We start from the raw sequence: 25,438 nt of genomic DNA on the forward strand, positions 1-25,438 counted from the left end.
GGAGATCACCTGACCGTCAGCACGGAAATCTGGTGTCCGCCCACACCGAGCTTCAAAGACCGCAGGACAGGACTTCGTCCTGACCGTTGACAGCTATCGCCATGAGAGCGCGGTGACTCGGCGAAAGGACAGCGTATTTGAAGGTGTCAACCGTGGCAGAGCAGCGGTGATGCGTCATCTGGCGTCAACGGCTGTCGACGGTACTAAGTAGTTCGCTGACCAACCGCTGACGAAGTTCGACAGCTCAGACGCGGGATCGAGTCACTACTCGGGCTCAACCCCTTCAGCATCTCCCTCTTCCTCCGATCCCGCTTGCGACTCAGGCACTGAGGCGGCACCGGCATCGAAGTACTGCCCCAAGAGGTTCAACAGCGCAGAGCCATCGATCAGTTCGATAGACTTACCTTTCGCGAATTTGATCGCAGCCTGCGTGAATTTAGCTGAGGTGACAATCATCCCGTGGCGGATCCCAGCAGCAATCATCGCGCCGTAATGAGCCTGAATTACCAGCGACGCCACGGGTGACCGCTGGTACCTAACATTCACGGCAGTCCCTTGGCTACCATCCGGACCATCCGGATTAACAACCACGAAGTCAAACGACCCCAAGTGATCCGACAGATCGTCGAAGATCACGAACCCCATTGCTGCAAGTAGGTGGCCCACGAGATGCTCAAATTGCCGATGGTCCAATGCGCTGAATGCTTGTATGGGATCACTACCCGAATGGGGGGTAAGCCAGGAAACCAGACGCGCAAGCTGAAGCTCACCCTCGGACGCGCGAACCTCACTCACAGTCTCGGACGAGACCTTACCAGGCAGCACAGCCGAGGCGGCTTCCAGAAAACTTGAAAGCGTTAAGAGGGCCAGTTCCGCTTTAGCGACCTCGGCCATTTCCTGACGTAACTCCGGTCTAACGTGTAGGGCCGCGCCGTTCTTGTCGAGCGTCCACCAATCTTCCTTCACGTCATTAGTCACAAGAACGACGGACTTGACCGCAGTTTCTGCAGCTCTATCTAAGACCTGTCGCCATAGAATGTAGTCGCCCGCAGCCCTGTAGGCTGTCGGTTTATTTTGAAGGTCCTTATAGCCGGGAGGCATGAGGCTGGGGAATCGGAAGTTGACCGCCTCTTCTACTAACGCTCGCAACGCGGAACTGTCGTAAGGCTTACCAATTCTCCCTCGCGTTATGCCTTCAAGTCGGTCGAGAACCTGGTCCCCGGCCTGGATCCCTCCGAGCCGAAGGTCATGTTCACTCTCAAGTTCGGCAAGCTCTGCAAGTGCGCCGTCCACAACTCCTGCCAGGCGAGCAGCAAGCGCTGGCTCGTCCAAGCCGTGCCGCTCGGAACTCCACTCGCGTTGACTCATGTAAGTCAGGCGAAGACCTTCCAATCTCGCCGTGACTCGACGCAATTCCGCGATCGCCTTTCTCGGCGCTTCACGTAGGGCCTGTTTTAATTCACGCAACTGAGACGTGCGGGATGACACCACCTCGATTCTATTCCGGTGAAACTCAAGCGCCGCTTGGTGCGGTATCCAAAGTCTTTGCCGCAATTCATCGAGTACTACTAAGATTTGGTCGCGCGCAGTAGGCGTGACCCTGTACAGATGGAGCAGGGCATTGGCGTCCAGAACAACTAACGCACTTCTCACGTAGTCCGCTGGATCGGGATAAGGCTTCCACCAAGCTTCAAACCCGGACGCAAGCCCCGTCGCGGTGTTAGGAGAAGTCGGTGCGCCATCGGTCATGGCAGCCAAGATACTAGATCTACAGGCAAGAGTGCCCGTTCACCCGCTGCCTAGGTGATGAGCGCGCGGGGATCTGCAACGTAGTCAGCAACCCGTGGCTCGCCAGGGAAACGGCGCGTTAGCTCAGCCGCGAGTTGCCGTGAGTGCAACACCAGCGACGGCAGTGACTTTCGGTCGAGCGTCAACGCGGTTCGACCTTCACCAAGTGCCGCTTCAAGATCGCCCTGCCTAGCTGCGACAACCCCGAGCGTGATTCGCGCCTCTGCGACTCTCATCGGCCTGCGCACAACTCCGTCAGGTGTAGTGCCCGATCTGATGACCTCTTCCGCGTATGTTGCGGCGAGACGGTCCTCGCCAACGTGGCGGTAGCAGTCCATTGTGTAGAAGTCCCACTTCGAGGGTGGATAACGAAGTGGTTGCCGGGGTTCTCGGGGTACGGCAGTGCCTCCAGGATGGCGCGACCGCTGATGGCGCGACCGCTATCGAGCGCCACCTCGACCTGGCGGCGGTCGCCGATGCGAGCCCACGCCTTCGCTTGGTGCGCCCACAGCTGCACGCTGACGCTATGCGTAGGGCCGACCGCCGCGAGCCCCGCCTGCCCGGCCGCGATGGCGGCCCGGTAGTTCCCTTCAGTCAGCGAGTACCAGCTGCGCATCTCGTGCGCCCAGCCCACCACGTCACTGTCGCCGGACTCCTCCCCGAGCGAGAGGGCGGCGCGCCGGGTGGCCTCAGCAGCGGCCTTCCGGCCCATGTCGTACTCGACGCAGCCCACGAGCCGCGCTACCTGCCATGCGAGTGACAGCACCTCGCGATGCTGGTCAAGGGTGAGCCTGCCGTCCCGCAATGAGATTAGGCGGTTGAGCCACTTCTGGCCCTCCTCGACCAGGACCGCTGGCGACATGTGGGAGTAGTCGTTTGTTGAGCTGCTCGATCGCGACGTGCATGCCTTCCAGAACGGCCGGCGAAACGTCGGACACGGTGCGGACCTTGGGCGTGTCCGGGGGTGCCTGCGTGTGCGGGCCGGCGGCCGCTGCGGCTTCCACCCGGGCTGGCGTCGCTGGTCCACAGTGGATGGTTAGATGGGTGCGGCCGGTTTCACCTGTGGCGAAGCGCTAAAGGTGGCTTGACGCACGGTATGCAGCAGCTGGACGACCTGATCCGTGATCAGACCGGGGCTGCTGCGATGGACCGGTTCGGGGATGTGCCGCCACCCGGTGGGCTCGCAGGCCAGCCATCAGTGCTGCTCGGCGTGCTGGATGTGCACGACGTCCCCGACGGACATAGACCGATCGCCGAACAGCCTGTAGAGGCACGCGACGAGGAAGCTGGTCTGGCCGTCCTCGGTGCCGCGTTCCTGTTCGAGTACGTCGAGGTCTTGGCTGCCGAGGGCGAATACCCAGTCGGCGACCGCTTCCGGATGCGCGACCATGTCGGTGCTGAGGTGCGTGGAGATCGCGGCGTTGAGGTGCTGACCGTCGACGTAGGGCTGCAGCGGACGGTCGATGTTGAGATAGATGGTGACCACGGCCACAGCGGGTCCTTCCCGGCGTGCGAGCACGCCGTTCCTGTCACACCCCTCGCCAGCGGCGTCGAGGCGCCGCCGGGGAGGTGCGGGGAATGTGCATGCGCGAGCCTGGGCGGTGTGCCGGGCCGGCGGCGCTGACCCGATACGCGGACCGGGCGGATGGCCGTGGCCTGGTCAAGGCCGCCCGTGTCCGTCTTCAGGTCGCCGGAAACGGCGTGAGCCGGGTGGTGGCTTGGCTCGGCTGCGGCGGGCGGGTGGGCCTTGCCGGGCGAGGCCACGGCCGGTACAAGCACGGGAGGGCAGCGCAGCCAGAACCGCACCGCCCAAGGTGCTACTGCATCCCAATGCCGGGCACGGTGGTTGATCCGGCAGGGTGCGGCTACCAGTTAAGGCCGGCAACAGGGGTGGTGGTGTCGGCGTCGCTGTCGAACAGGATGTAGGCGCAGCCGTGCTCGCGGGCCAGCCGGACGATGGGCTGTTCGGGCGGCCATTCCCCGGCGGCCGCGAGCTCGGCGGCGTGGAACGGTTCCGGCGCGTACATCAGCCAGCCGTCGGCGGTGGAGTAGGCGACGACGCCCTTGATGGAGCCGAGCGCGTCGCAGGTGTCCTGGGTCAGGTGGGCGGTGCTCAGGTCGAGGAACGGGCGGACGATGACGTCGGTCATGACGATCTCGTGGTGTGATGGTCGTGGCCGCAACGGCTGACGGTGGTCCGGTCAGCGTGTGGCGGTGCGGCACGTGCGGGCCGGCGGTGTCGGCGATCGCTCGTGCGTCCTGGCGTGGGCGGCGGGGGCGGGAGCGGATGGAATCCCGGAGCGGGACCGCTGGGGGTGTGCAGGGGCCTGCGGATCAGCTGCGGGCAGCGGCACGCAGGAGGTGTAGGGCCTGTTTGGCGGCGTAGGCGCGGCCGTAGAGCCCCCAGCAGGCGTCGACGTCTGCCCAACGAGGACGGTCGGAGGTGTCCACAGTGGAGGCGCCGTTGGGCCGTTGTGCGGTGTTCGACGATGGCGCCGTAGACGTCGCCGTCCAGCCACGCCTGCCACTCGTCGCGTTCGCCGGTCAGGTCGGTGATGGTGGTGATGCCGGCATGGGGCTCGGTAGTCGCTGGTGTCGAAGGTGAGCACGGTGGTGTCGCCGGTCGTGGCGGCCGCGATGGCGGTGGTGCCGTGGGACAGCCGCAGGTAGCGGCTGAACAGGTCGTGATCGGTGAAGTGCTGCCAGGCGCGCCGGATCTGTTCGGCGTGCCGGTCCTGGTACACGTCGGCGGCGACCTGCACATGCCGGCTGCTGATGATCAGGGCGGGTGCGAGGGCGTCGCCCCAGGGTTCGCCGGCGTGGTCGTCGACGATCAGCCGGGCCCGCCAGCCGGGTAGGCGCTGGTTGGTCACTACATCGGTCTCGTGGTCCAGGTCCATGCGGGGTTCTCCTCACGGGACAGGGGGCGGGGTTCGGCCCCGACCGGTTGCCACGGCCCGGCGGGTGGGTCGCTGCCGCTGCCGTTGCTGGCCGGTGGGGCTGGTGCGCAGGACCCGCAGTCCGCCCAGGCGCCGTCCGTCGTCACCGCTCTGGCAGGGCCGGGCACTTCCGCGGCTGGGCATGGCGATGGGGCTTGTGTGGTGCCTGGCCCGAACAGGGTTTGACGACGGCCAGCCGGGACGGGAGCGTGTGTCCGCACACCAGCCTGCCGAGTCATCCGCGGCTGTGCCGTCGTTGGCGTCGTCACGGCGGACGGCGGTAATCGTGCACGGATTCGTCGCCGGCGAATTGTCATTCGGGGCGCGGCCGGTACCGGCGCGGCTCATGAATGGCGGATCGCTGCGCGGCGGCCGGTCGAATCTTGCGAGCACGGTGACCGCGTGGCGCGAACGCTCCTCGGGCCGGTGGCCTTGAGGCCGTCGTGCTCGCGGCGGCCTGTATAGGCCGGCTGATCAGGTCTTCGACGGCTGGCCGATGTGGGAGAGCCGCGGTGGGGTGAGCGCTGCGATCTGCACAGGTGGGCGGCAGCGCCCCGGTTCGGGACCTGATCCAGTCAGGCGGCCGCGCGGATCTCGACCGTGGTACGGGCGGAAACTGGCCCCTGGGAAGAGCTGCCCGAGGAGGGCGTAGCTGCGCTACCTAGCCCGGTCACCCGAGGCCGAGAAGCCGTACACGGAGCTGAGAACTCGACACCCGACCGACCGAGGAACCCGACTCGGACACCCGTAGCTCCGGGAACTGCTCGGCGGGTCCTGCCCCGGACGCTGGGGCGGGCGTCGCTCGGATCGGCGTCAAGGGCCTTCGCCTCGGACCGGGGTATTTGCTGCACCGTGGTCGCACGGGTGCCCGGGCCAGACTCTTGAGCCTGACCCGGGTGTGGTCGTCATGAGGGGTAGATCTCGACGACCAGTGGCATGGCGGTGATCTCCTCGTCGGGACGCCGGTCGTCGACATGGACGTAGATCTCCGGACCGCCGTGCGGGCCGTAACGGCCGCGGATCTCCAGGTCCACGCCGTGCACGGTGATGACGACCAGTTCGCGCAGGTCATCGCTGCCGACGCCCGTGCTCACCTCGAAGGCGCGCAGGTCCAGCCGGGTGACGAGGTCACCGGCGGCGGTGAGCGCTGCGGTCGTCTGCTGGGAGTCGAGGGCGCCGGACGCGGCCAGGGCGGCGGCAGCACGCAGGTCGGCGATCAAGGCGGTGAACGTGGTCCTTCCAGTCGGTACGGTCCCGGCGGTGTGGTCGCGGAGGCGGTGGCCGTGCCGTTCGGCGGCGGCCGGGTGGGTCATGCCCGGCTGGTACAGCGCGTACGGCAGTCCGTGGTGGCGGGCGTGGTAGAGGGCGATGTCCGCAGCCCGGAACGGCTTGTCGGGATCGGGTAGCGCGCCGGGCAGCGCGAGCCCGACGATGCACGACACAACAGGCGCCGGCCGGTCGCTCGTGGCGCCGTCGCGGGCAGGGACGGGCCGTGCGCGGCCGACGGCGGCGCGGACCGCGATGGCGGCTTCGATGAGGTGGTCGCGGGTGGTGGCGTCGGGGAGCAACAGGACGAATTCGTCGCCGCCGAGCCGGCCGACGACGGCACCGCGCGGCGCGATCTTCGTAAGCTGTGCGGCGACGCCGCGGAGCATCGCGTCGCCGGTGTCGTGGCCGCACTGGTCGTTGACCGCTTTGAACCCGGTCAGGTCCAGCAACAGCAGACCCGGCGTGGTCCACAGGTCGCGTAGGGCGTCGTGCAGCCCGTGACGGTTGCGCAGGCCCGTGAGGTCGTCGGTGCCGAGCGTGTGCACCAGGCGGCACCACCACCAGGTGAACGCGGCGACCTGGAGCGCTTCGACAACGGCGGCCAGTAGACCGACAGTGCCGTGGTTCATTGGTTTCTCCTTCAGACAGCATCGCAAGCGGCCCGCCGTGTGGCGGGCCGCTGATGGATCTGCAGCGAGGTCTTTCGACCCGGCGGGTCGCGGCGCCGACGACGCGGCGGCCCTGCCGGGCTACGCCGGCGTCCGCGGCGCTCCACAGTGGAGCTCGGACGCCCCCGGGCCGTGCTCGTGGCCCGTCGGGGCGGGGACGGCACGCAAGGCCCGCCCGGCCGCAGCCGACGTCAAGCCGGCCCGATCGCTTGTGGCACGTCTGCACTGATTGGTCCGGCCGGCTTGACGTCGGCCCGGCCGGGTGGGACCGTGACCGGTCCTCGCCCGCCGGGCCCTCGCACGGCCGCTCGCCAGGCTGCCCCAAACGGGCGACTGTCGCGGCCACGGCATGTCGATGGGCGGCGGTCCCTATGACCGAAGCCAGGCAGGGCCACCGGTCGGCCCGCCGGATCGGTCGGGTGTGACGCGTGTGGGGGCGTGTGTCGTGCGCCTGGCGGTGTGCCGGCGCGCCTTGCCGGGCCAGGGCGGGGACGGTCCAAGCGCGGCAGGGCAGCGAGGGCCTGTACCGCCGCGCCCGAACCGCCCGACGCGGCGTCGGGCTCAACAGGCCGGCACTGGGCTGGCGACGATTGCTGGCCGCAGCATCGGACAGCCGCGACGGTCAGGACACGGCCGTGACGAGCCGAACCTGCGCGGTGGCGCGCCCGTCGGGCGTGTCGATGTGCACCGGCGTCGCGGCGAGTTGGTCGACGAGGGCCTGGAAGACCCCGTAGCGGGCGAACGGGTCGCGCAGGTCGAAGGCGGCGTGCACGGTGACGGTGGCGGTCACCCGGAAGGTGCGCCGCACCGCGGGAGGCTGGCGGCAGCCACGGGGGCGTGGTGGGTGTCGGTTGCCTGGGTGCGGGTGTGCTCTGGCAGCTCGTGCGTGGGCTGCGATGCGTCATCCGCGCCGGGCGGTGTCGGCTGTATGGTCATGAGCGGCGGCGTCGGGGCTGGTGGACGCCGACCTGTGCTGCGTCCGGGTTCGGTGGGCAGATGCTGAGCCCGCCGGCGGTCGTCGTGGAGTCCACGGACACCCAGGCGCCGCCGATGCGGATGACGCGGGTGCCGCAGTGGCGGCACTCATGCTCGGCGGTGGCGGCGTAGGCCTCGCGGTCGGCTCGCCACCGGCCACTGTCGACGGCGAGGTCGAGCCGGGCGAACGGTTCACCTACGTGGTGCAGGGTCCGCGACCCGTCCGGGTTGGTTGCGCAGCGGGCCAGATGCGCGGGCGCGCCGTGGACGGCGTAGGCAACGTAGGACGATCCGCCGATTACGGCGAACGTTCCCCGCTCGTCATGGGGCGGCACGGTCAGCGTCAGGTTCGGCAATGTGGGTGATGCCATCGTGGTTCCTCGCTTCCCGCGTGCCCCTGCCGGCGGATTGGTGATCATGAGGGTGATCCCCCGGGCCATCCGTCGCGGTTGGGCCTGCGACGGATGGCCGGGTCCGGCCGCCGGTAGGGGAATGCGAATGTCGGTTGGATCAGACCCGGCGGGTTCGCCGGTACGGCACGAGAAACGTCCAGCCTCGGCACCGGCTGGTGCAGCCGGCTCACGCCTGATCTGCGTCGTGCGGCTCGTGGGGCATCGGCCACACCGGGACGAGCTGCGTGGGGGGAATGTTGGACAGGATCGACGTGACGACCAGCTGCAGCATCGAGTACGACGGGTCCGCTCGGCGGGCGCGGCGGGCTGCGGCGAGCGCGAGAGGGTTCTCGTCGCGCATCCACGCGCACCACGCCGCCAGCGCGGCGGGGGCCGGCACATACCGTTGCGGCAGTCGCCGGGTCAGGTCCAGCCAGAGATTCCGCTGCCACATTTCCCGGCTGGTGGCTTCCCAGGCGGCGTCGCGCAGCGGGATGTGCCGCAGGAGCAGTCCCATGCGGGCGGCCTCGTCGTCGGTGAGGCGCTGGTCGAGCATCGCCCGTTCCAGCAACTCGTTGAGGTCGGCCGCCGTCCAGCTGTGCCGGGTGGGCAGGCGCTGGATGGCTTGGCCGGCGGCCGCCTGCGCGGTGGGGTCGGGGTCGACCAGGGCCAGCAGGTCGTCACGGGACGGCAAGGCCACCTCCCCGCGTACGGTGGCTTGGGCGGCGACCTCGGTCGCTCGGGGGTCGAACGGGACGCCGCCCAGCGCGCCGCAGTCGCAGCCGCGGACCAGGCAGTGGTAGTAGCCGGCGGATACCAGCCAGGTCACCCCGACCGGGACGTGCCGGTCCACCTCGTCGGCGACCGCGGTGACGGCGCATGCCTCGGTCAGCGGACCGTATCCGACGATGCACACGCGTTCGGCGTCCGTACGGCTGGCGAAGTCGCGGATCTTGTCGACGGCGTCGGATGTCGGGACGTGCAAGGCGATGTTGGTGCACGCCAGCACCCGCCCGGACGACGCCATGTAGAGAGTCACGATGCTGTCGGAGGGGTGATAGCCGAGCAGATACGGCACGGTGCCCAGCACGTCGTGCGGGCTGCGCAGCTGCGGCTCGGAAGCGTTCGTCATGATCGGGCACTCCCTCATCAACGTTGACACTGATCGACGGCCTGTAGGTATTGGTGGTGCGCTGCGGCCCGCCTGTGGCCGATCGGCCACAGGCGTCCGGGTGGCGGCGGCCCGGTCACGGCCGCTTGGAACGGCCGCTTGGCCGCGTCACCGGTTCGGGCCCGGCGCGGCCTACGAGCGAACCGCGGCCGGTACCGATGGCGGCCGTGTGAGGCGGCGAGGTGGGCGCTGCGCTTGGCAGGTCGGGAAAGCCGGCATCGTCCGCGCATCGGCGTGCACCCGCGGTCGGATGCGGCCCGCGCGGGCTCGGCCATCGTGGCGGCCAGGCCTGCGAGCGCATGGAGGGGCGCTACTGCACCGACGTCAGCAGGTGGTCGTGGCCGGCGGCGGGCGGCCATTCAGCCACGACGGTCGGGGGCAGTTTGGCGTGGATCGCGGTGCAGATCATGGCGGCCAGCCGGTTGCCCGGGTCGGCTTCAAGGGACCGCCGGGCGGCGGCGAAGGCGAGGTGGGCTTCGCCGCGCCGCCAGGCGCACCACGCCGCCAGCGCGGCCGGCACGGCAACATAGCGGTCCGGAACGCGGCGGGTGAGATCCAGCCACAGGTTGCGCTGCCACATCTCCTGATCGGTGCCGTACCAGGCTGCCCGGTGCACCGCGCAGTCGTCGAGCAGCACCGCGAGGCGGGCCACCTGAGCGTCGGTGAGACGCCGGTCCGCCCGGGCCAGGTCCAGCAACTCCTCGAGGCGCAGGTCGGCATCTGCAGGACCGGGCCGCGTGTCGTCGGCCAGCGCCTGCCGCAGCGTGCGACGGATCGCCGTGCGCACCACGATGTGGGCCGCAGGATCGGGTGCGGTCAGCGCCAGCAGCGCCTCACGGGAGGGCAAGGCCACGTCGCCGCGGACGGCGGCGGCAGCAGCGACCGCGGTGGCCCGCGGGTCGAACGGAATCCCGGTGACCGCCGCGCAACCGCAGCCGGGCTTCAGGCAGTAGTAGTGGCCGTCGGCGACGAAACACGAGTAGCCGACCGGCACCGATGCGGTGATACCCGCGATGAGCGCCTTGACCGTGGCCGCGGCCGGCAGCGGACCGTACCCGACGACCAGGACGCACTCGGCACCCGCCCGCCGGGCGGCGTCGAGCACCTCGTCGACCATGCGCGCCACCGGGGCAGCCAGCGACAAGACGTGGACCGCCCGGACCCGGCTGCCCGACTGCACGTACAGCACGACGATGCTGTCGGCGGGGTGGTAGCCGACCAGGTAGGGCACCATGCCCAACAGGTCCTCCGGGCCGCGCAAGACCTGTGGTGTGGAAACATCGGACATCGACGGAAGACTCCTTCGCAACGACAGGTGCGCGAGCGGCTGGCGACGTGGCGTCCACGGGCCGCTCGGCACGGGGCGGCCGGGCCCGCGGTGATCGCGCCGGGCCGGGCCGTGCTGACCCGATGCGCGGACCGGCCCGACGGCCGTGGCCAGGCAAGGCCGGCGGCCGTGGTTTGACCGTCCATGCGTCCGCCGCTGCCGTGATGCCGGTGGGTGGCTGGCCGGCGTGCCTTGCCGGGCGAGGCCCGGGACGGTACAAGCGCGGCAGGGCAGCGACGGCCCGCAACGGGGCGCATCCGCGGGACCGAGGCCACGTGTCTGCGGCATCCCGGACAGACACCGTCCGGTAATGCAGCACTACGCCCTGCGGCGGCTCTGCCGATGCCGCTGTCAGGCGTGCTCCGGCATTGCCAGCGCCACGGCTTCGGCGATGTCGCCGCGGTCCGGATGGTCGTGGCTGGCCAGGTCGGCCATCGTCCATTCCCCGGACAGTTCAGCGGTGTTGTCTGAGGAGGCGCGGCAGGCGTGTCAGCGCGTGCGGGGGGATCTGGCGGCGCTCTTGTTGACTACGCAATGTGGTCGTGATTGGGGTGTCGGCGTACGGGTTCCACTACAGAGTCAGGTACGCGCTGACGTACAAAGATCCTCATGCCCCGAGGAGCCGCATGCCGCATGCCACCCGCCCACCGGTCTCCGTGCCACCGCCTACGCTCGGCTACCGGCACGCAATCGGCCGACGCACCGGACTGCGGCAAATCCGGAAACGTGATCATGGCGTTTGGTTCGGTTGGTGTAAGGGTTCTTGGTTCTGGTCTTTGTCGGGTGGGGTGTTGAGCAGTGTGGTGAGGTGCCCAGCGAGTTCGGTGGCGCCGATTTTGGTGGCGGCTTGGAGGCTGGTGGTCAGGACGGTTGTGGCGTCTTCGGGTTGTCCGGCGGCGAGGAGGAGTTGGCCGAGGATGTTGCCGACGATGGCGATGCCGTCGGGTCGTTGCAGGCGGGTGAGGATCTGGTAGGCGGTGACGAGTCGGGGTGCGGCGGTCTGGTAGTCCTGTCGTGCGAGGTCGATCTGAGCCAAGCCCCAGGTAGCCGCGGCGATGCCGTCGAGGTCGCCGAGCTGTTCGTTGGCCTCGAGCTCGCGTTGCCGGAGTTCGGCGGCCTGTTCGTAGTCGCCGCGCTGGTAGGCGATGTCGGCGATGTTGCCCCAGGTGATGGCGGTGGAGCGGGTGTCGCCGAGCCGCTCGTACACCGGCAGCTGCACCTCGCGGCGGATGCGCAGCGCCTCGTCGTAGTCGCCGCGATCGTAGGCGATGTCGGCGATGTTGCCCCAGGTGATGGCGGTGGAGCGGGTGTCGCCGAGCCGCTCGAACACCGGCAGCTGCACCTCGCGGCGGATGCGCAGCGCCTCGTCGTAGTCACCGCGCTGGTAGGCGATGTCGGCGATCCTGCCCCAGGTGATGGCGGTTTCGCGGGTGTCGCCGAGCCGCTCGTACACCGGCAGCTGCACCTCGCGGCGGATGCGCAGCGCCTCGTCGTAGTCGCCGCGATCGTAGGCGATGTCCGCGATCTGGCCCCAGGTGATGGCGGTGGAGCGGGTGTCGCCGAGCCGTTCGTACACCGGCAGCTCGATCTCGCGGCGGATGCGCTGGGCCTCGTCGTAGTCGCCGCGATCGTAGGCTATGTCGGCGATCTGGCCCCAGGTGATGGCGGTGGAGCGGGTGTCGCCGAGCCGCTCGTACACCGGCAGCTGCACCTCGCGGCGGATGCGCTGGGCCTCGTCGTAGTCGCCGCGCTGGTAGGCGATGTCGGCGATCCTGCCCCAGGTGACGGCGGTGGAGCGGGTGTCGCCGAGCCGCTCGTACACCGGCAGCTGCACCTCGCGGCGGATCCGCAGCGCCTCGTCGTAGTCGCCGCGATCGTAGGCGATGTCGGCGATCCTGCCCCAGGTGACGGCGGTGGAGCGGGTGTCGCCGAGCCGCTCGTACACCGGCAGCTCGAGCTCGCGGCGGATGCGCAGCGCCTCGTCGTAGTCCCCGCGCTGGTAGGCGATGTCGGCGATGCTGCCCCAGGTGACGGCGGCCTCCCGGTCGGAGCCGTGCGTAGCGAATAGCTGTTCGGCTCGGTGCAGCAGGACCATGGCCTGCTCGGGTTGGCCGCTGCCCTGTAGCCGCACGGCGTATTCGTACAGCACTCGAGCGTGATCGAGCGGTTCGCTGCCACCATCCTGGTCGCCGATGTCGATCTGGTTCACGGCGCGTTGCATTAGAGCGTCGCCGGCCGAGCCGTCGCCGCTGGTGAGGGCCGCATCTGCGGTTTGGCGTAGCAGCCACAGCGGCACGGCGACATGGTGGCGGTCGAGCAGCTCGATGGCGTCCCGGCCCAGCTGATACGCCCGGCCGGCCGGCCCTTGCCGCAGCGCGTTGACCGCATGGGCAGCGCACTCGGCAACGACGTCTGGGTGGTCGGCGAGCAGCCCGAGCCGGGTCAGTTGCACATCCAACCCGCCGTCACGGTCGGCCGCAACGCACGGGCCGCGCCACGCCGTGTGTAGCGGCCCGACCGCGGTCACGGCGACCGCCGCCGCTTCAGCTTCGGACAGTGGGGCGAGCCGCCCGGCGGCGAGCGGGTTGACCGCGACCGCAGTCTGCGCAGGGTGGGCCGGGTTCGGATAGGCATCGGCCAGGCCGAGCCCGCACATCCGGTCCAATGACCCACCAACCTGCCCGGCGAGCAGGTCGGCGACCGGGCGCGGGATCGGCTGGTCAAACACCGTCAACGCCCGGGCCAGGCCGCGGTGGGCCGGGCCGGCCTGATCGAGGAGCGTGTCGATGGCCAGGTCCTCCAGGAACGTGCGGACCTGCTCCTCGGCCGGCAGCGCGTCGCCACGGTCGAGGTAGGCCTCCATATCGGCCACCGCCCGCTCCGCCCGGTCCGTGTCGACGGCCTCGTCGTAGACCAGGCGCAGCCCGATCAGGTCCTGCAACCCCGGATTCCCACGCGCCACCGCAACCGCCCGCTCGGCCAGCCCGGCCCGATCCGCCTGCAGCCCGGCGGGGGCCAGACCTTGTTGCCGCAGCTGCAACTTCGCCTGCGCCACCGGCGACAGCGGCCGCAACTGCACCGCCTGCACACGATCCTGCAAACCGTCCAGCGTGAACGTGTACCGGCTGGTGAGCAGCAGCCGACTATCGGTGCCGTCCGCGGTGAACGCGCGCAGGACCGCGGCCAGCACCGGCGCCGCATCGGCGGTGACCCGGTGCGCGCCGTCCGCCCGGTCCTCGAGGATCTGTTCCAGGTCGTCGATCACCAACAGCAGCGGCCGCTGCCCGTCCCCGATCTGCGCGCACGGCCCACTCAGCAGATCCACCAACACCCGCTCCAGCGCCTGCGGAACCTCATCCCGCACATCGGGCAGGCCACGATCGATCACCTCCCGCGCCTGCGGCAACGCCCGGACGGCGTCGGCGACCGCGTCCAGCACGGCCAGCGCTGTGTAGTCGCCATACACCACCGCAACCGCATACTCGGGCAGCCGGTCGACGACCCGGGCGGCCAGGCTGGACTTGCCCAGCCGGCCCTGACCATGCAGCAACACGCCCACCCGGTCGCCGCCCCGCAGCACCCGCAACGCCTGCTGCAACTCCTGCCGCCGGTTGACGAACATACTGCGGTCCGCCACCCGCACATGCTGTTTGCGGTCCAGGAACGCCTTCGTCCCCCGATCCGCCGCCACCAGCGACCGCTTCCGGGTACCACCCGCCACCGGACCACCACCGGCCGGGCCCAGCCACAACCGGGCCAGATGCCAGTCAGCCCGAACCCAGTCCACGTCACAGTCCAGCAACGCGCGGCGAGCGTCCCCGACCGCAACGGCCAGATCCTCCCGCTCACCCAACGCCGCATACAGATGCCCGGCAAACACCGTCGCCGCCCGATCCCGCACCGAACCGTCCCAACCCAACACCGCCGGCACTCCCGCCGCCACCAACGCAGTGGCCAGCGAATGCGCCACCCCACCACCGTCATTCGCCACCCCGGCCGACGCCGGCCGCGGACGTGGCACCACGTCCCGGCCGCGCTCACCCGCCGCGGGCGGCCACCAACCCGACTGACCCGCGCCGGTCGCGGTCAAACACGCCGACACGAACACCAACCGCGGCACACCCCGCAGTCGGCGCACCAGATCCGCGGCCGTGGTCGGCCGTTCACCGCCCTGATCGTCCTCCAGCATCAGGACCGGCTCCCGGGTCCCGTCCGGCTGCGGCCAGGCGTTGTGGCCGTGACAAGACAGGTGCACCACCGGCATCCCGCCCACATCAGCCAGCCGACGGCCGAACTGCACCGGATCACCGGTGTCCTCCACCAGCAGATCGACCCTGCCGATCCCGACCGCCGACAAGATCGCCGCCTCCTCGGCCTCATAGTCCAGATCGTCCCGACCCCGCGGCGACGACGCCATGAACCCCAGCCCCAACCGGAACCCATCCAACTTCCCACCACCGACCGGCCGGCCAAGACGCCGCACCACACACAAGCGCAGCAGACCATCCTCCACCAGAAACCCACCCGACGAAGGAGCAGCCAGCAACTCCCACGGCGCCCGCAACACCGCCCACCCCGCCGACGACGGCGACGCCGACGCCTGCACCTCAAACACCACCGGCCCCGGTCCGGCCACCACCGCACCGAGGCCACCGCCATCACCGTCCAGCCAGGAGTACAACTCCTGACCCAGACCCAAAAACGTGTCCCTCCGAGCCCAACCCGACACAGCCCGCACATACCGGGCCGTCACATCCTCCAACAGCGACACATCCGACGGCGCCAACGTCCGACGCCGACCCACCCGCACGCCAGCAACCAGCAACTCGAATCCAGCTGCGTCCAGCACCACACCCGTCGCCGCCATCAAACCACCCCGGCTCGCCGACAATCTCCCCTCTATCTGACGGACAGCACCAAACCCGACGAGCAGCGCCCAAGATCACGTTCACTATCATCGGCATGAGTGCGCACCTGATCAAGGGATGTGCCGGCTTGGCAGCGGCAGCCGGGCACGAGATCCGCGGGCGCCGCGCCAGTTCGGTGCTTACCGTTATGCCTCGGTTGTCCCGACGCTTGCCGGTTCCGGGAAGTTCTGGCGTCATATGTGGTGCCGGTTGTGGTTCCGGTGCTGTGCGAGGGCTTGGGCTGAGGGGGACGGGTGCTCGTTGTTGCTGCAAGGGCAATGAGCTGACACGCATACGATTGCCGCCGGACGGCGCTTTGCTTGGCGCAGGTGCGATCCATCTTCTGCAGCTGAAACGCGCCCCCAAACGCACCTTGTGGCGGAGGCAGATCAGCAGGTCAGAGGCGTTGCCGGGATGAAGTGCGCAGGTCCCGTTCCGGGGCGGGTCCCCCAGAGCATGGGAAACGGCCGTGACTAGCGCCGATACCGACGTCGTGATCATCGACGGCTGCTGGCCGGTGCCGCCACGCGAACAGTAGCAAGTGGTGGAGCCCGTCGGCATCGGAGATGCGGACGGGCTCGAAGCCGCTGGCGCGGAGGCTATCGAGGAGTTACGTGCTGTCGTCGTCGCGCAGGAGGACCCGTGGGCCGGCTGGCATGCGACGGGTGACAGCCACTGGACGCGAGCCTTGTGCGCGAATGGTGGCGCGACCTGGGCGGGTGCGCGACTGGATCATGACGAAACAGCGCCGGTGGAATGTCTCGGATCGTGCCGCCGAATGAGCAACCGCGACCGGGCTCGCCGACTACCTCGCCTACCTCGACGGCGACCTGGCAGTCCACCTACAGGTGTCCTGCCAGCTTCTTCGGCAACAACGTCAACCCGGCTGCCGGCGACCGCCCTGCCACCGTGTGAGGCATGGACGCTGGCTGACCCAGCCCGCGACGATTGCGGCATGTGCGTAAACCTGATCAATGGGTGGTCAGGTGGGCTCGGATTCGGTGTCTTGGTTTGGTTGGGCTGGAGGAGCTTGGTAATGGCTTGGACGACATTCAGCATGCCGACTTTGGTGGCGGCGTCGGCGCTGGCTGTGAGGACGTTGGTTGCCTGGTCGTGTCGGGCGGCGAGGAGTAGCTGGCCGAGGGTGTAGCCGATGACGGCGATGCCGTCAGGTCGTTGGAGGTGAGTGACGATCTGGAATGCGGTGACGAGGCGGGTTATGGCGGATGCGTAGTCGTTGCGGTCGAGGTCGAGTTGGGCGAGGCCCCAGGTGCGTTGGCGATGCCGTCTTGGTCGCCGAGTCGCTGGTAGGCGTCGAGGCTTTGCTGGCGCAGCGTGGCGGCCTCGTCGTCGTCGCCGCGATCGTAGGCGATGTCGGCGATGCGGCCCCAGGTGAGGGCGGTGGCGCGGGTGTCGCCGAGCCGCTCGTACACCGGCAACTCGACCTCGCGGCGGATGCGCAGCGCCTCGTCGTAGTCCCCGCGCTGGTAGCCGATGTCGGCGATGCTGCCCCAGGTGACGGCGGCCTCACCGTCGGAGCCGTGGGTGCTGAACAGCTGCTCGGCTTGGCGGAGCAGGACCTCGGCCTGTTCGGGCCGGACGCTGGCCTGCAGCCGCACTGCGTACTCGACACGGATCCGGGCCTGATCCAGCGGGTCGATGCCACCTCGGTCGCCGGTATCGGTCTCGGTCACGGCGCGGTGCAGTAGGGCGTCGCCGGCCGGGCCGTCGCCGCTGAATCAGGGCCGCGGCCGCAGTTTGGCGCAGCAGCAACAGCGGCACCCGGACGCGGTGACGGTCGAGCAGGCCGACCGCGTCCCGACCCACCGTGTAAGCGTCGGCGGCCGGACCTTGCCGCAACACGTACACCGCGTCGCCAGCGCACCCGGCGACCACGTCAGGATCGTCGGCGAGCAGCGCGAGCCGAGTCTGCTGCACATCCAACCCTCGATCCGGGTCCCCGCTCGCCCGCGGCGGCAGGGCCGCGCCAGGCGGCGTGCAGCGGCCCGACCACAGTGACCGCGATAGCCGTGGACTCGCCTTCGGTGAGTGGGGCGCTGCGTGCGCAGGATTGGATCGGGGTGATCACCGATATGGGCGCACCCGGACCTCGGGCATGATCAAGGTGTGGCGAAAACGGGGGTGACGACCGTCGTCGAACGACGAGACCGGGCGGTACTGGCGGGGGATGCTGACAGTCGCCGACTGGTCTGGGTAAGTGTGGCCGCCGGGATCTGGGCTCTGTGGTACACGATCTACCGCGCCTACTACGCGGCCGGCGGCACCGCGTTCCTGCCGGGAACGATCCAGGAGGGCTCGGAAGGTGAGTTCCAGCTCGTCAACCTGATCGGCGCCGTCGTTATTGGTGTTGCCGCCGTCCTGCCCGCCGCCATGCTGCCCTTGTGGTCGCGTCGTTGGCCGCGCCGGATGCTGTTGGCTTTGTGCTGGGTGGTTGCGGTGGGCTGCTGTATGCACGCGCTTGTCGCTATGACCCAGCGGGTGCTCAGCCTGACCGGGACTGTACACATCGACTACCCGCCAGTGTGGGCATCGGTAAATTATCGTGTCGCTGATCTGCAGGACTTGTTCTTCAACGAGCCGTGGTTCCTGGTGGAAGGATTGGCCTTCGGTGCGCTCGGCTGGATCGGCCTGGGTGCTGGCCAGGCGCGCAGGTGGTGGACGCTTTCCGCTCTCACGGCGATCGTCGCGCTGCTCCTGCTCGGCGTGCTTGTTGTGGTGGGGGTTGTCGGAAAGGCGATCGTTTTCTGAAGGGCCGGCGAGGGCGTAACGACCAGGCTGGTGCAGTAGCGGCCACGCGCCGGAGGCAACCCTGCACAATGCGCCGGCGCCGGCACCGACCAGCTGGCGCAATGTTTGGTGCCGATGGGCACGGTCAGACGCCGCAAGTCATGCCCGCTCCACTACGGCAACCGGCATGGATGAACAGGGCACCGCGCCGCTCGCCGGTCGGTGTGCCGCTGAACGACCGACCACGACGACCGCGTCATGGAGCGCGACCGTCGCGCGCGGTGGATGAAGCACTGGCTGCTGGGCACGACCAGCATTCAGACCGGTGAGGTCTTCACACGGACAGAGCCGATCTTGTATGTCAGCCACGACGCCGACGACGGACTCTGGCAACTCATCGGCGCGAGCGACGCCGACCCCGCTATGGGCAAGCTCAGTCACCTTCATCACGCCGTGGAGCACGACCTCACGTTGCTCGACGTGCTCGACCTCAAGCCGGGCGAGAGCGTCTACCGGACCGGGCCGGACGAGCCCTGGACCAACGAACGGTCCGTCCAGTCACCCAGCGGCGAGGGGTGACTCGTGATGATGCCCGGCAGGGGCGATCGGCGTGTAGGGCCTACCGGGTGTGACAGCCACACCAGCCAGCCGAACCCGACCGGCGGCATGAGCGTGCGCCTGATCAAGGCTCGACCAGCTGCTCGATGCCGATATTTACCACTGCAAGGGTGTCTGGGGGCGACGACGGTCGGGCCTACGCCGCAGTCTGGTTGAACCGGGTTAATGTCCACCGCGGCGGCGGCCAGGCTGTCGGCGTCTCGTTGGTCTGCCATTCGGTGACCGAGGCCGGCGCGACGGTGAGGTCGCACGAGCGGTACAGCGGCAGCAGTCCGAGTGCGTGGAACGACATCTCCACGGTCTCGGAGTGCCCGACGATGATGACGGTCGAGCCTTCATGTCGCTCGGCGATGTCGAGGACCGCCCGGCTGCCACGTATGACCAGTTCCGCCCAGGTCTCGTTGTCCCGCTCGAACGGCCGGAACACCCCGCCGCCGGTGATCGCGTGCTCGCGCAGTTCCGCGTGGGAGAGCCCGTCGGCGTAGTCGGGCACGTGCCACGTACACAAGCGGCAGTCCTGGTCAGATGGGACGGCCAGCGCGGCCGCGCGGCTGCATGCCCACGGCATCAGCCCGGCCGCGTTGCAGCAGCACACCGTCGTCTCACCGGCGGGCAGTACCAGCCTGTGGCGAGCCGTCACCTCCGGCGCGCTGTCGGCAGCCGAAGCCGTCAACCATCTCCAGGCAGCAGGACTGCCCGAGCCGACGGCGCGGCCGTCCACGCCCTCACCGGCCGTGTCGACGCCGCGGCCAGCGCCGGCTGTGTTCTCCCATCCTGTCGCCGCCCTCGACCCGGACAACGCGGACCAGCGCGCAAAATCGACGCCACCTCAGACGCCGTTTCGGGCCTGACGCCGGGGGCGCTGCCAGTGTTACCAACCCCAAGCCTGACACCGCCACAACCGCCCGATTTGTATCGACGCTCACCCGCGATCTCCACCGACGCGGCGACGGCGTCGGGCAGCTGCAGCAGCCGTACGCGGTCGGGTCGCAACTGACTACGCAGTCCGAGTAGCGGTACCCGGTGCACTACGCCGCATACGGGCGCAGCACGCTGGGAGCGGCATGTGCGGAAATGTCGTAGCCGACTGCAGCGCGGCCGGTGCCGGGCGTTGTCCGCGTGATACTTGAGGCGCTCGTGGCGACGTTCCACCAAGGCGACGAGGGGTTGCCGGGCGCCCGTACCCTGTCGCCATGCGGGGGCAGAGCACTGGGCGGTTGCGCGGATCGGCGGTCACGGCGGCTCTCGTCGCGCTCCTTGGGCTGGCCGCGTGCACCAGCTCACCCCGGTCCGACTCGACACCCGGGCCGGACAGGACGGCCGCCTCGACACCCGAGCCCGACCAGACGCCCGGCTCGTACGACCACCTGGTCGGCGCATGGAGCTCGACGGTCTTCAGCGAGAGCCACGTCGAGGTCTCGATACCCGACGGCTGGAGCCTCCACCTCCGGGTGCGCTGCACGGGCACTGGCGAGCTCCGCATCATCATGATCGTCGGCACCCCGCACCCCTTCAAGAGGACCCTGGGATGGCGCTGCGCCGCCGGCCGGTGGGAGTTCGCGGACGCCTTTTTCCCGGCGGGGGCCATTGATGTCGCTGACCAGTACCACGGCCCGTTCGCCATCGTCATCGACCGGCCGGACACCATCACCGCGTGGGACATCGAGGCCTACGACATCGGGCCACTCGAGCAGGACCTCCGCAACGCCAGTCCGCGGCCGTCCACGTCCTGACCTTGGGCGGCGTCCAGGTTCAGCCGCCGTGCGCATCAGGAAGCGCTGTGCCTGCCGAATATGCCATCCGGGCAGTTCAGGCGGCATGATCGTACTGGCGGAGGACGCCGCCGAGGCGGTCATGCCGATGAATGTTCAGGTGGGCGAGCCGGTCTGGATCGGTGATCGGTTCGGGTAGTGGGGCCAGTGGCCGGGCGTTGGCGATGCCCTGGTGGGGTCTGTGCTCGTTATAGAAGGTCTCGTACTCGCGTAGTGCGTGCAGCAGGTGACGTTGGTTGAGGATCAGTGTCCGGTCGAGCAGTTCGCGCCGGCAGGTCCGTATCCAGCGTTCCATGACCGCGTTCATCCGGGGCATCCGGACGCCGCTGAGCAGGACCGCGATTCCTGCGTCGGCGAGGACAGCGTCGAACAGAGCCGGGTACTTGCCGTCCCGGTCGCGGATCAGGTACCTCACCCGGCATCCCGCGTCCTGCAGGTCCATCACCAGGTTGCGGGCGGCCTGGGTCACCCACGCCGCGGTGGGATGCGCGGTCGCGCCGAGGATCCGGATACGGCGGCTGGTGTGCTCGACGACCGCGAGGACGTACATCCTGGTTCCGGTCAGCGTGATCGTCTCGAGGAAGTCCGCGGCCAGCAGCGCCTTGGCCTGCGAACGCAGGAATTGCGCCCAGGTCGTGGCGGCCCGGTCCGGGGCCGGATCGATCCCGGCCTCGCGCAGGATCTCCCAGACCGTGGATGCGGCGACCTTGACTCCGAGGGTGAGCAGTTCCCCGTGCACCCGCCGGTACCCCCAGGACGGGTTCTCCCGGACCAGGCGCAGCACCAGCGCGCGCACCGAACCGATGGTGCGCGGCCGTCCTCGTCGGCGGGGACGCGACGCCGCCGCGTGGCGGCGAGCATGCAGGTCACGATGCCAGCGCAGAATGGTGTCGGGCCGCACTAACAGCCGCAGGCTGTACAGACTGGGTCTGGGCAGCGTGCTGAGCAGCGCGGCCAGCCATGCCCGGTCGGCTGGCTCGAACTGGACCCGCTGCCCGCCGAGCTGGCGGTGCAGCACGGCGAGCTGGTGCCGTAGGGCAAGGATCTCCGCGTCCTTGTCACGGTCGCTGCCTGGCAGTAGCCGCAGCAGCGCGAGCGCGTTGGTGACGCCCAGGTATGCCAGTCGCAGCAGCATGAGACGGCATCATCGCGTAGTCACCGACGGCGACGGCAAGCAGGACACGGGGACAGACCCGACAATCAAGATCGCATTCGTATGGTGGACTGCCCTCTGACCAGCACGGACGCATTTGTCGGCAGGTACAACGTCTCGACGCCCGGCTACTGGCTGTTTAGCGCCCTGGGAATCGGCCTAGTCTGTACCGACATGCGAACGCTTCGCCTGCCCCATTCCGCAACCGGAATCCTCTGGCTAACCTGCGGTACGTTATTTATTGCCGAGTCGGTCTCGCGCGAACACTTCGCCAAGCTGGTTACAGCCGCCGGATCAGGTGTCGCAGTTTGCGCATTACTGCTGCTCGTTGCGCTACTGGCACCTGGTCAACTGGGGCTCGGCGACGTCAATTTTGCCGGGGCGATCGCCTTCTCTTTGGGTTGGATCAGTTGGCGTGCTGCCATTGCGGCCATCTTGGTCGCCTTCGTTGCGCAATGGATTGCGATGAAGGTACTCAGCATTAAAGCGGACGAGCGCTCCGATGGGCTGGCACTTGGACCTGCTCTGTACGGCGGTTGGCTGTTGGCTATTGCGTTTGCGAGGTGAAGCCGGAATCCTCGGGGCCGCTCCAAGGCGCGGCCACCATCGGCCGCCGAGCCTCAGCCGCTCAATTCCAGCGGCTCGCCTGTCCGCCGAGCCCTCGTCGCTGATTTGCTAATCGTTCCTCATGAAGGCGGCGTCTGTTGTCACCAATGAAGGCAAGGCCGACATGATAGGGCGGGCAACTTACCCGCCTAGTATTCTACCGATCATCGGCGCACCAATAGCGAACAGGCTTCCGAGACTGCGACCGGCAAGTTCCAGGAGGTGGCGGGCAGTCTCCGGGGGAAATGCGTCGGCTAGCACAAGCGAAAAGATGCCACCAAGTAGAAGGAGACGCCAGTCTTTACGGCCCATCCGGCCGCTTGCCTCGCCGATGACCTTGAGCCTCTCGTCGAGCCTCGCCTCTTGCGCCGAAGTGAGTTGACTGGCCCGCTTGACTGCCTCGCCCATCGCTGCGAGTTGCGCGAAAATCAGTTCCCGCTCTTGACGGGTGAACGGTGAATTGTCGTCGCCCTGACTATCGGCGTCCGCGAAAACTCGCCAGCCGGCGCTTTCGCTCCACAGGTCCGGAGTGTCCGCCCACTCAACAACGCGCCCCGCCCAGTCTCGAACAGCTTGGATGACCTTACTCCACGAATGCCCTTCTCCGTGTATGCTCTGCCATTCGTTGCCAACTTGAGAAACCAAGAAGAATGAGCCAATAGAATGAGAATCTGCCTCGATGTCAAAATATGATTGCGTTGGGAGGTGAATAATTTTCATCGTAGCGTATGACGGATGCTTAATTTGACTCATTTGGGGTTCAATGTGCGCTTCGACAAGTGCACGGAAAATCTCGTTAAGCATGGATTTCGAAAATGTGGCCACGGGTCAAGCCTAATCTAGACGGGCAACGGTCGATAGCCGACCATTTTGCCAAATAGGCACAAACTAGACGAACTGTGCCTCCGAGCCAACGTCGGCAATCGGGGGCAATCTTGACGAGCCGTCGGCATCCCCGGCATTGAGCGGACACTCATGACTACCAGAAGGCACGAGAATGCCGCAAAGCGCAAACAGCAGGGCGTCTGCCGGGCTGCGCGGCAGTGTCGAGCTGCAGCCCAATCTCCTCGGCCGCCTTCCCTGGTGCACCAGACAGGGCCTTATGACGAAGAGTGTGCGGTTCATCGAGTGTTCATGCGCTATAACGTTCGGTCATCTGTACGCGCGCTTGATGACGGTAGATCGAGCACCAGGGCATCATAGAGGGGTGCGTCGGGAAACGGCTGAAGCTCGCCGATTTGGTACCAGTCCCAGGTGCGGTATGCGGTCCGAGCGGCGACATTCTCCGGCAAGACGAGGAGCGTGGCGCGCTGTTCGGGCCGACCCTCCAGCAGAGCGTCGTGCAGCAAACGGGCGTACCCACGTCGCCGGTAGGCTACGCGCACCATGATGTAGGTCAGGGCGAAGGTCCGACGGCCGTCCTCGGTCGTCAAGGCGGGATCAACGGTCGTGGTCAAACCCTTCCACCATGCCGAATTGGTGGGCAGGGTGAAGCCCATCGCGTAGCCGATCAACTGGCCCGCGACGCGGCCGAGGACCAGGGCATACCCGTCACGCGCGGCGTACGCCTCGACACGCTCCCAATAGCGTTCCGGCGTAAAGAACGGGCTGTTCAGCTTGTCGGCGTACGCGTCGACGTAGACGTCGAGAAGTTCGTCGCGGTGGCGCGCGAGGTCGCCTGCGGTGCACTGCTCGATGTCGAGCGTGGTGGCTGACATCGGCTTCCTTTCTGGCTCCATGTTCAGCGGGTGCTTCGGGTGTACCGAGCAAGGAAGCGCTCCACCTGGGGCACTTCGTCGTACGGCTCGAAACGTCCCGCTATGGCGGCAAGTTCGTTGCTGACGACCCAGCTGCCGAGTTCACCGGATAGGTCGTCGAGGGCGGCGTTGGCGGCTTCGGCGGCCCCTTCGATGACGCGTCGATCGAGGCGAGCACGGGCGAGCCGGACTCGGTAGAGGGCCCGGTTACGGGCGAACTGGTCGGCATGGCCGGCGATCGCGCGGACCAGCAGCGCCTCAGCCCGTTCGGGCTGACCGAGTTCGAGGGCGCACGTGCCCTCCAGGCCGTCCAATTCCACCTGGGTGAGGAAGGCGCACCACTCTGGGGTTGGTTTGTCACCGTCGCGGTCCAGGACCCTACGGGCTTCCGTCATGGCCGCGGCAGCCCCGCGCGGGTCAGCGCTCGTTGCGAACGCGACGGCACGACGCAGGTGCGGCATGGCCGACAAGCGTGCGACGCCGTGCGGTCGAGCGGCAGCCCGAGAGGCGGCTTCAGCGAGTCGCATGGCCTCGCGGGGCCGGCCGATGATGTTGCTCTGGAAGGCGAGGTTGGCTAGCGCGTGCGCCTCGGTTCCGGCGTCGGCTGCCTGGCGGGCGAGGTTGAGAGCTTCGTTGTAGCAGCTCCGCGCAACGTCGTGTCGTCCGGCGTCGAACGCAAGCCAGCCGGCCGCCATGTGAGCCCGACCCGCGGCGCGAAGCAGGCGTTGTTCCACGGAAACGGTGTATGAGCCGTGCTCAAGCAACCGGTAGCTGTCGCCGACGAGAGCGGCAGCGGCTTGCCACAGACTCTCGCCTCCGTGCAGATGGCCGAGTTGGCGAAGTCGTGTTGCAGCCCGCAACAGGCGCTCGGCGTCCGCGACGCCAACCCTGCCGACGGGCTCTGCAAGGTCTGAGACCCCACCGATGCTGGCGAGTGCTGAGGCGGTGACGCCCCATCGGACGAGCGTGCGGCGCTTCATAGAGTCAGACGTTACTGCGGCACGCACGCGTTGGCGGCGCTCCTCGCGGGCGATGGCAACGAGTGCGCCGTCAGCATCCAGGGCACGGTCAATGGCCTCGGCGACCTTCATAGTGCATGGTCGTTGACCCTTTTCAATCTTACACAAGTGTCCAGAGTCCACGTGACACGCGGATGACAGTTCGCGGTACGAGACGCCGCGCTCGCGCCGAATGCGTTGAAGCGCCTGAGAGAACGTCTCATTGGTCACCTCGAAATCATCCCTGTCGGGCCAGTTGCGTTGTCAAGGTCGGGTTGCCAATTGACAACACCTAGCCGCGATAACGGTCCTGGTTCGAAGGTGAACTCGTCGAACCGCCAACGATCTAC

21 protein-coding genes are annotated in these 25,438 nt (G+C 68.2%); 5 read left to right on the forward strand and 16 right to left on the reverse strand.

What is annotated here, in order from left to right:
* Nucleotides 1–264: 264 nt before the first annotated feature.
* The 4 genes from ACQEVU_RS11865 to ACQEVU_RS11880 all read right to left on the reverse strand — a co-directional run bounded on the left by ACQEVU_RS11865 (nucleotide 265) and on the right by ACQEVU_RS11880 (nucleotide 3,938).
* Nucleotides 265–1,749 (reverse strand): PIN-like domain-containing protein, encoded by a 1,485-nt coding sequence (locus tag ACQEVU_RS11865; protein ID WP_433322778.1) that lies wholly within the window; start codon nucleotides 1,747–1,749, stop codon nucleotides 265–267.
* A 271-nt stretch (nucleotides 1,750–2,020) separates the two neighbouring features.
* The gene (locus ACQEVU_RS11870; protein WP_433322779.1) at nucleotides 2,021–2,650 is read right to left on the reverse strand and encodes a hypothetical protein; all 630 of its coding nucleotides are present in this window, start codon (nucleotides 2,648–2,650) and stop codon (nucleotides 2,021–2,023) included.
* Nucleotides 2,651–2,983: 333 nt separating this feature from the next.
* On the reverse strand, nucleotides 2,984–3,280 hold the full coding sequence (locus tag ACQEVU_RS11875) for a hypothetical protein (RefSeq protein ID WP_433322780.1): 297 nt from the start codon (nucleotides 3,278–3,280) through the stop codon (nucleotides 2,984–2,986).
* 373 nt (nucleotides 3,281–3,653) lie between these two features.
* The gene (locus ACQEVU_RS11880) at nucleotides 3,654–3,938 is read right to left on the reverse strand and encodes a hypothetical protein (RefSeq protein WP_433322781.1); all 285 of its coding nucleotides are present in this window, start codon (nucleotides 3,936–3,938) and stop codon (nucleotides 3,654–3,656) included.
* Between the two features lie 402 nt (nucleotides 3,939–4,340).
* Here ACQEVU_RS11880 and ACQEVU_RS11885 point away from each other — a divergent pair, with 402 nt between their 5' ends.
* Nucleotides 4,341–4,646 (forward strand): hypothetical protein, encoded by a 306-nt coding sequence (locus ACQEVU_RS11885; protein ID WP_433322782.1) that lies wholly within the window; start codon nucleotides 4,341–4,343, stop codon nucleotides 4,644–4,646.
* 986 nt (nucleotides 4,647–5,632) lie between these two features.
* Here ACQEVU_RS11885 and ACQEVU_RS11890 read toward each other — a convergent pair.
* The 7 genes from ACQEVU_RS11890 to ACQEVU_RS11920 all read right to left on the reverse strand — a co-directional run bounded on the left by ACQEVU_RS11890 (nucleotide 5,633) and on the right by ACQEVU_RS11920 (nucleotide 17,130).
* Nucleotides 5,633–6,625, reverse strand: a complete 993-nt coding sequence (locus ACQEVU_RS11890; protein WP_433322783.1) for a GGDEF domain-containing protein — start codon at nucleotides 6,623–6,625, stop codon at nucleotides 5,633–5,635.
* A gap of 661 nt (nucleotides 6,626–7,286) precedes the next feature.
* The gene (locus ACQEVU_RS11895; RefSeq protein ID WP_433322784.1) at nucleotides 7,287–7,472 is read right to left on the reverse strand and encodes a hypothetical protein; all 186 of its coding nucleotides are present in this window, start codon (nucleotides 7,470–7,472) and stop codon (nucleotides 7,287–7,289) included.
* Nucleotides 7,473–7,596: 124 nt separating this feature from the next.
* On the reverse strand, nucleotides 7,597–8,010 hold the full coding sequence (locus ACQEVU_RS11900) for a hypothetical protein (protein ID WP_433322785.1): 414 nt from the start codon (nucleotides 8,008–8,010) through the stop codon (nucleotides 7,597–7,599).
* 208 nt (nucleotides 8,011–8,218) lie between these two features.
* Complete coding sequence (locus ACQEVU_RS11905) at nucleotides 8,219–9,163, reverse strand: DUF4192 domain-containing protein (protein WP_433322786.1); 945 nt, start codon at nucleotides 9,161–9,163, stop codon at nucleotides 8,219–8,221.
* Nucleotides 9,164–9,512: 349 nt separating this feature from the next.
* Nucleotides 9,513–10,490 carry a DUF4192 domain-containing protein gene (locus ACQEVU_RS11910; protein WP_433322787.1) on the reverse strand — a complete coding sequence of 326 codons (978 nt, stop codon included), beginning with the start codon at nucleotides 10,488–10,490 and terminating at the stop codon, nucleotides 9,513–9,515.
* A 769-nt stretch (nucleotides 10,491–11,259) separates the two neighbouring features.
* The gene (locus ACQEVU_RS11915) at nucleotides 11,260–15,396 is read right to left on the reverse strand and encodes a tetratricopeptide repeat protein (protein ID WP_433322788.1); all 4,137 of its coding nucleotides are present in this window, start codon (nucleotides 15,394–15,396) and stop codon (nucleotides 11,260–11,262) included.
* A 1,257-nt stretch (nucleotides 15,397–16,653) separates the two neighbouring features.
* Complete coding sequence (locus ACQEVU_RS11920) at nucleotides 16,654–17,130, reverse strand: tetratricopeptide repeat protein (protein WP_433322789.1); 477 nt, start codon at nucleotides 17,128–17,130, stop codon at nucleotides 16,654–16,656.
* 433 nt (nucleotides 17,131–17,563) lie between these two features.
* Here ACQEVU_RS11920 and ACQEVU_RS11925 point away from each other — a divergent pair, with 433 nt between their 5' ends.
* Together ACQEVU_RS11925 and ACQEVU_RS11930 are read left to right on the forward strand one after the other, a co-directional pair.
* Nucleotides 17,564–18,205, forward strand: a complete 642-nt coding sequence (locus tag ACQEVU_RS11925) for a hypothetical protein (RefSeq protein ID WP_433322790.1) — start codon at nucleotides 17,564–17,566, stop codon at nucleotides 18,203–18,205.
* A gap of 237 nt (nucleotides 18,206–18,442) precedes the next feature.
* Nucleotides 18,443–18,763 carry a hypothetical protein gene (locus ACQEVU_RS11930; protein ID WP_433322791.1) on the forward strand — a complete coding sequence of 107 codons (321 nt, stop codon included), beginning with the start codon at nucleotides 18,443–18,445 and terminating at the stop codon, nucleotides 18,761–18,763.
* A gap of 175 nt (nucleotides 18,764–18,938) precedes the next feature.
* Here the strand turns inward: ACQEVU_RS11930 and ACQEVU_RS11935 are convergent, their stop codons facing one another.
* The gene (locus ACQEVU_RS11935; protein WP_433322792.1) at nucleotides 18,939–19,442 is read right to left on the reverse strand and encodes a histidine phosphatase family protein; all 504 of its coding nucleotides are present in this window, start codon (nucleotides 19,440–19,442) and stop codon (nucleotides 18,939–18,941) included.
* A 553-nt stretch (nucleotides 19,443–19,995) separates the two neighbouring features.
* Between ACQEVU_RS11935 and ACQEVU_RS11940 the strand changes: the two genes are divergently transcribed.
* A complete protein-coding gene (locus ACQEVU_RS11940) occupies nucleotides 19,996–20,535 on the forward strand; it encodes a hypothetical protein (protein WP_433322793.1) in 540 nt (179 codons plus the stop codon).
* Between the two features lie 76 nt (nucleotides 20,536–20,611).
* Here the strand turns inward: ACQEVU_RS11940 and ACQEVU_RS11945 are convergent, their stop codons facing one another.
* On the reverse strand, nucleotides 20,612–21,709 hold the full coding sequence (locus tag ACQEVU_RS11945; protein WP_433322794.1) for an integrase core domain-containing protein: 1,098 nt from the start codon (nucleotides 21,707–21,709) through the stop codon (nucleotides 20,612–20,614).
* Between the two features lie 81 nt (nucleotides 21,710–21,790).
* Here ACQEVU_RS11945 and ACQEVU_RS11950 point away from each other — a divergent pair, with 81 nt between their 5' ends.
* Entirely contained in the window at nucleotides 21,791–22,294 is a 504-nt protein-coding gene (locus ACQEVU_RS11950) for a prepilin peptidase (protein WP_433322795.1), read from the forward strand.
* Nucleotides 22,295–22,474: 180 nt separating this feature from the next.
* Here ACQEVU_RS11950 and ACQEVU_RS11955 read toward each other — a convergent pair whose 3' ends face one another.
* The 3 genes from ACQEVU_RS11955 to ACQEVU_RS11965 all read right to left on the reverse strand — a co-directional run bounded on the left by ACQEVU_RS11955 (nucleotide 22,475) and on the right by ACQEVU_RS11965 (nucleotide 25,319).
* The gene (locus ACQEVU_RS11955) at nucleotides 22,475–23,158 is read right to left on the reverse strand and encodes a hypothetical protein (protein WP_433322796.1); all 684 of its coding nucleotides are present in this window, start codon (nucleotides 23,156–23,158) and stop codon (nucleotides 22,475–22,477) included.
* Between the two features lie 314 nt (nucleotides 23,159–23,472).
* Nucleotides 23,473–24,051, reverse strand: coding sequence for a GNAT family N-acetyltransferase (locus tag ACQEVU_RS11960; protein WP_433322797.1), 579 nt, complete (start codon nucleotides 24,049–24,051; stop codon nucleotides 23,473–23,475).
* 23 nt (nucleotides 24,052–24,074) lie between these two features.
* Nucleotides 24,075–25,319: a helix-turn-helix domain-containing protein gene (locus tag ACQEVU_RS11965; RefSeq protein WP_433322798.1), complete on the reverse strand. Its 1,245-nt coding sequence runs from the start codon at nucleotides 25,317–25,319 to the stop codon at nucleotides 24,075–24,077.
* Nucleotides 25,320–25,438 lie beyond the last annotated feature (119 nt).

It is taken from the genome of Dactylosporangium sp. CA-139066, from assembly GCF_050936175.1.
Lineage (GTDB): Bacteria > Actinomycetota > Actinomycetes > Mycobacteriales > Micromonosporaceae > Dactylosporangium.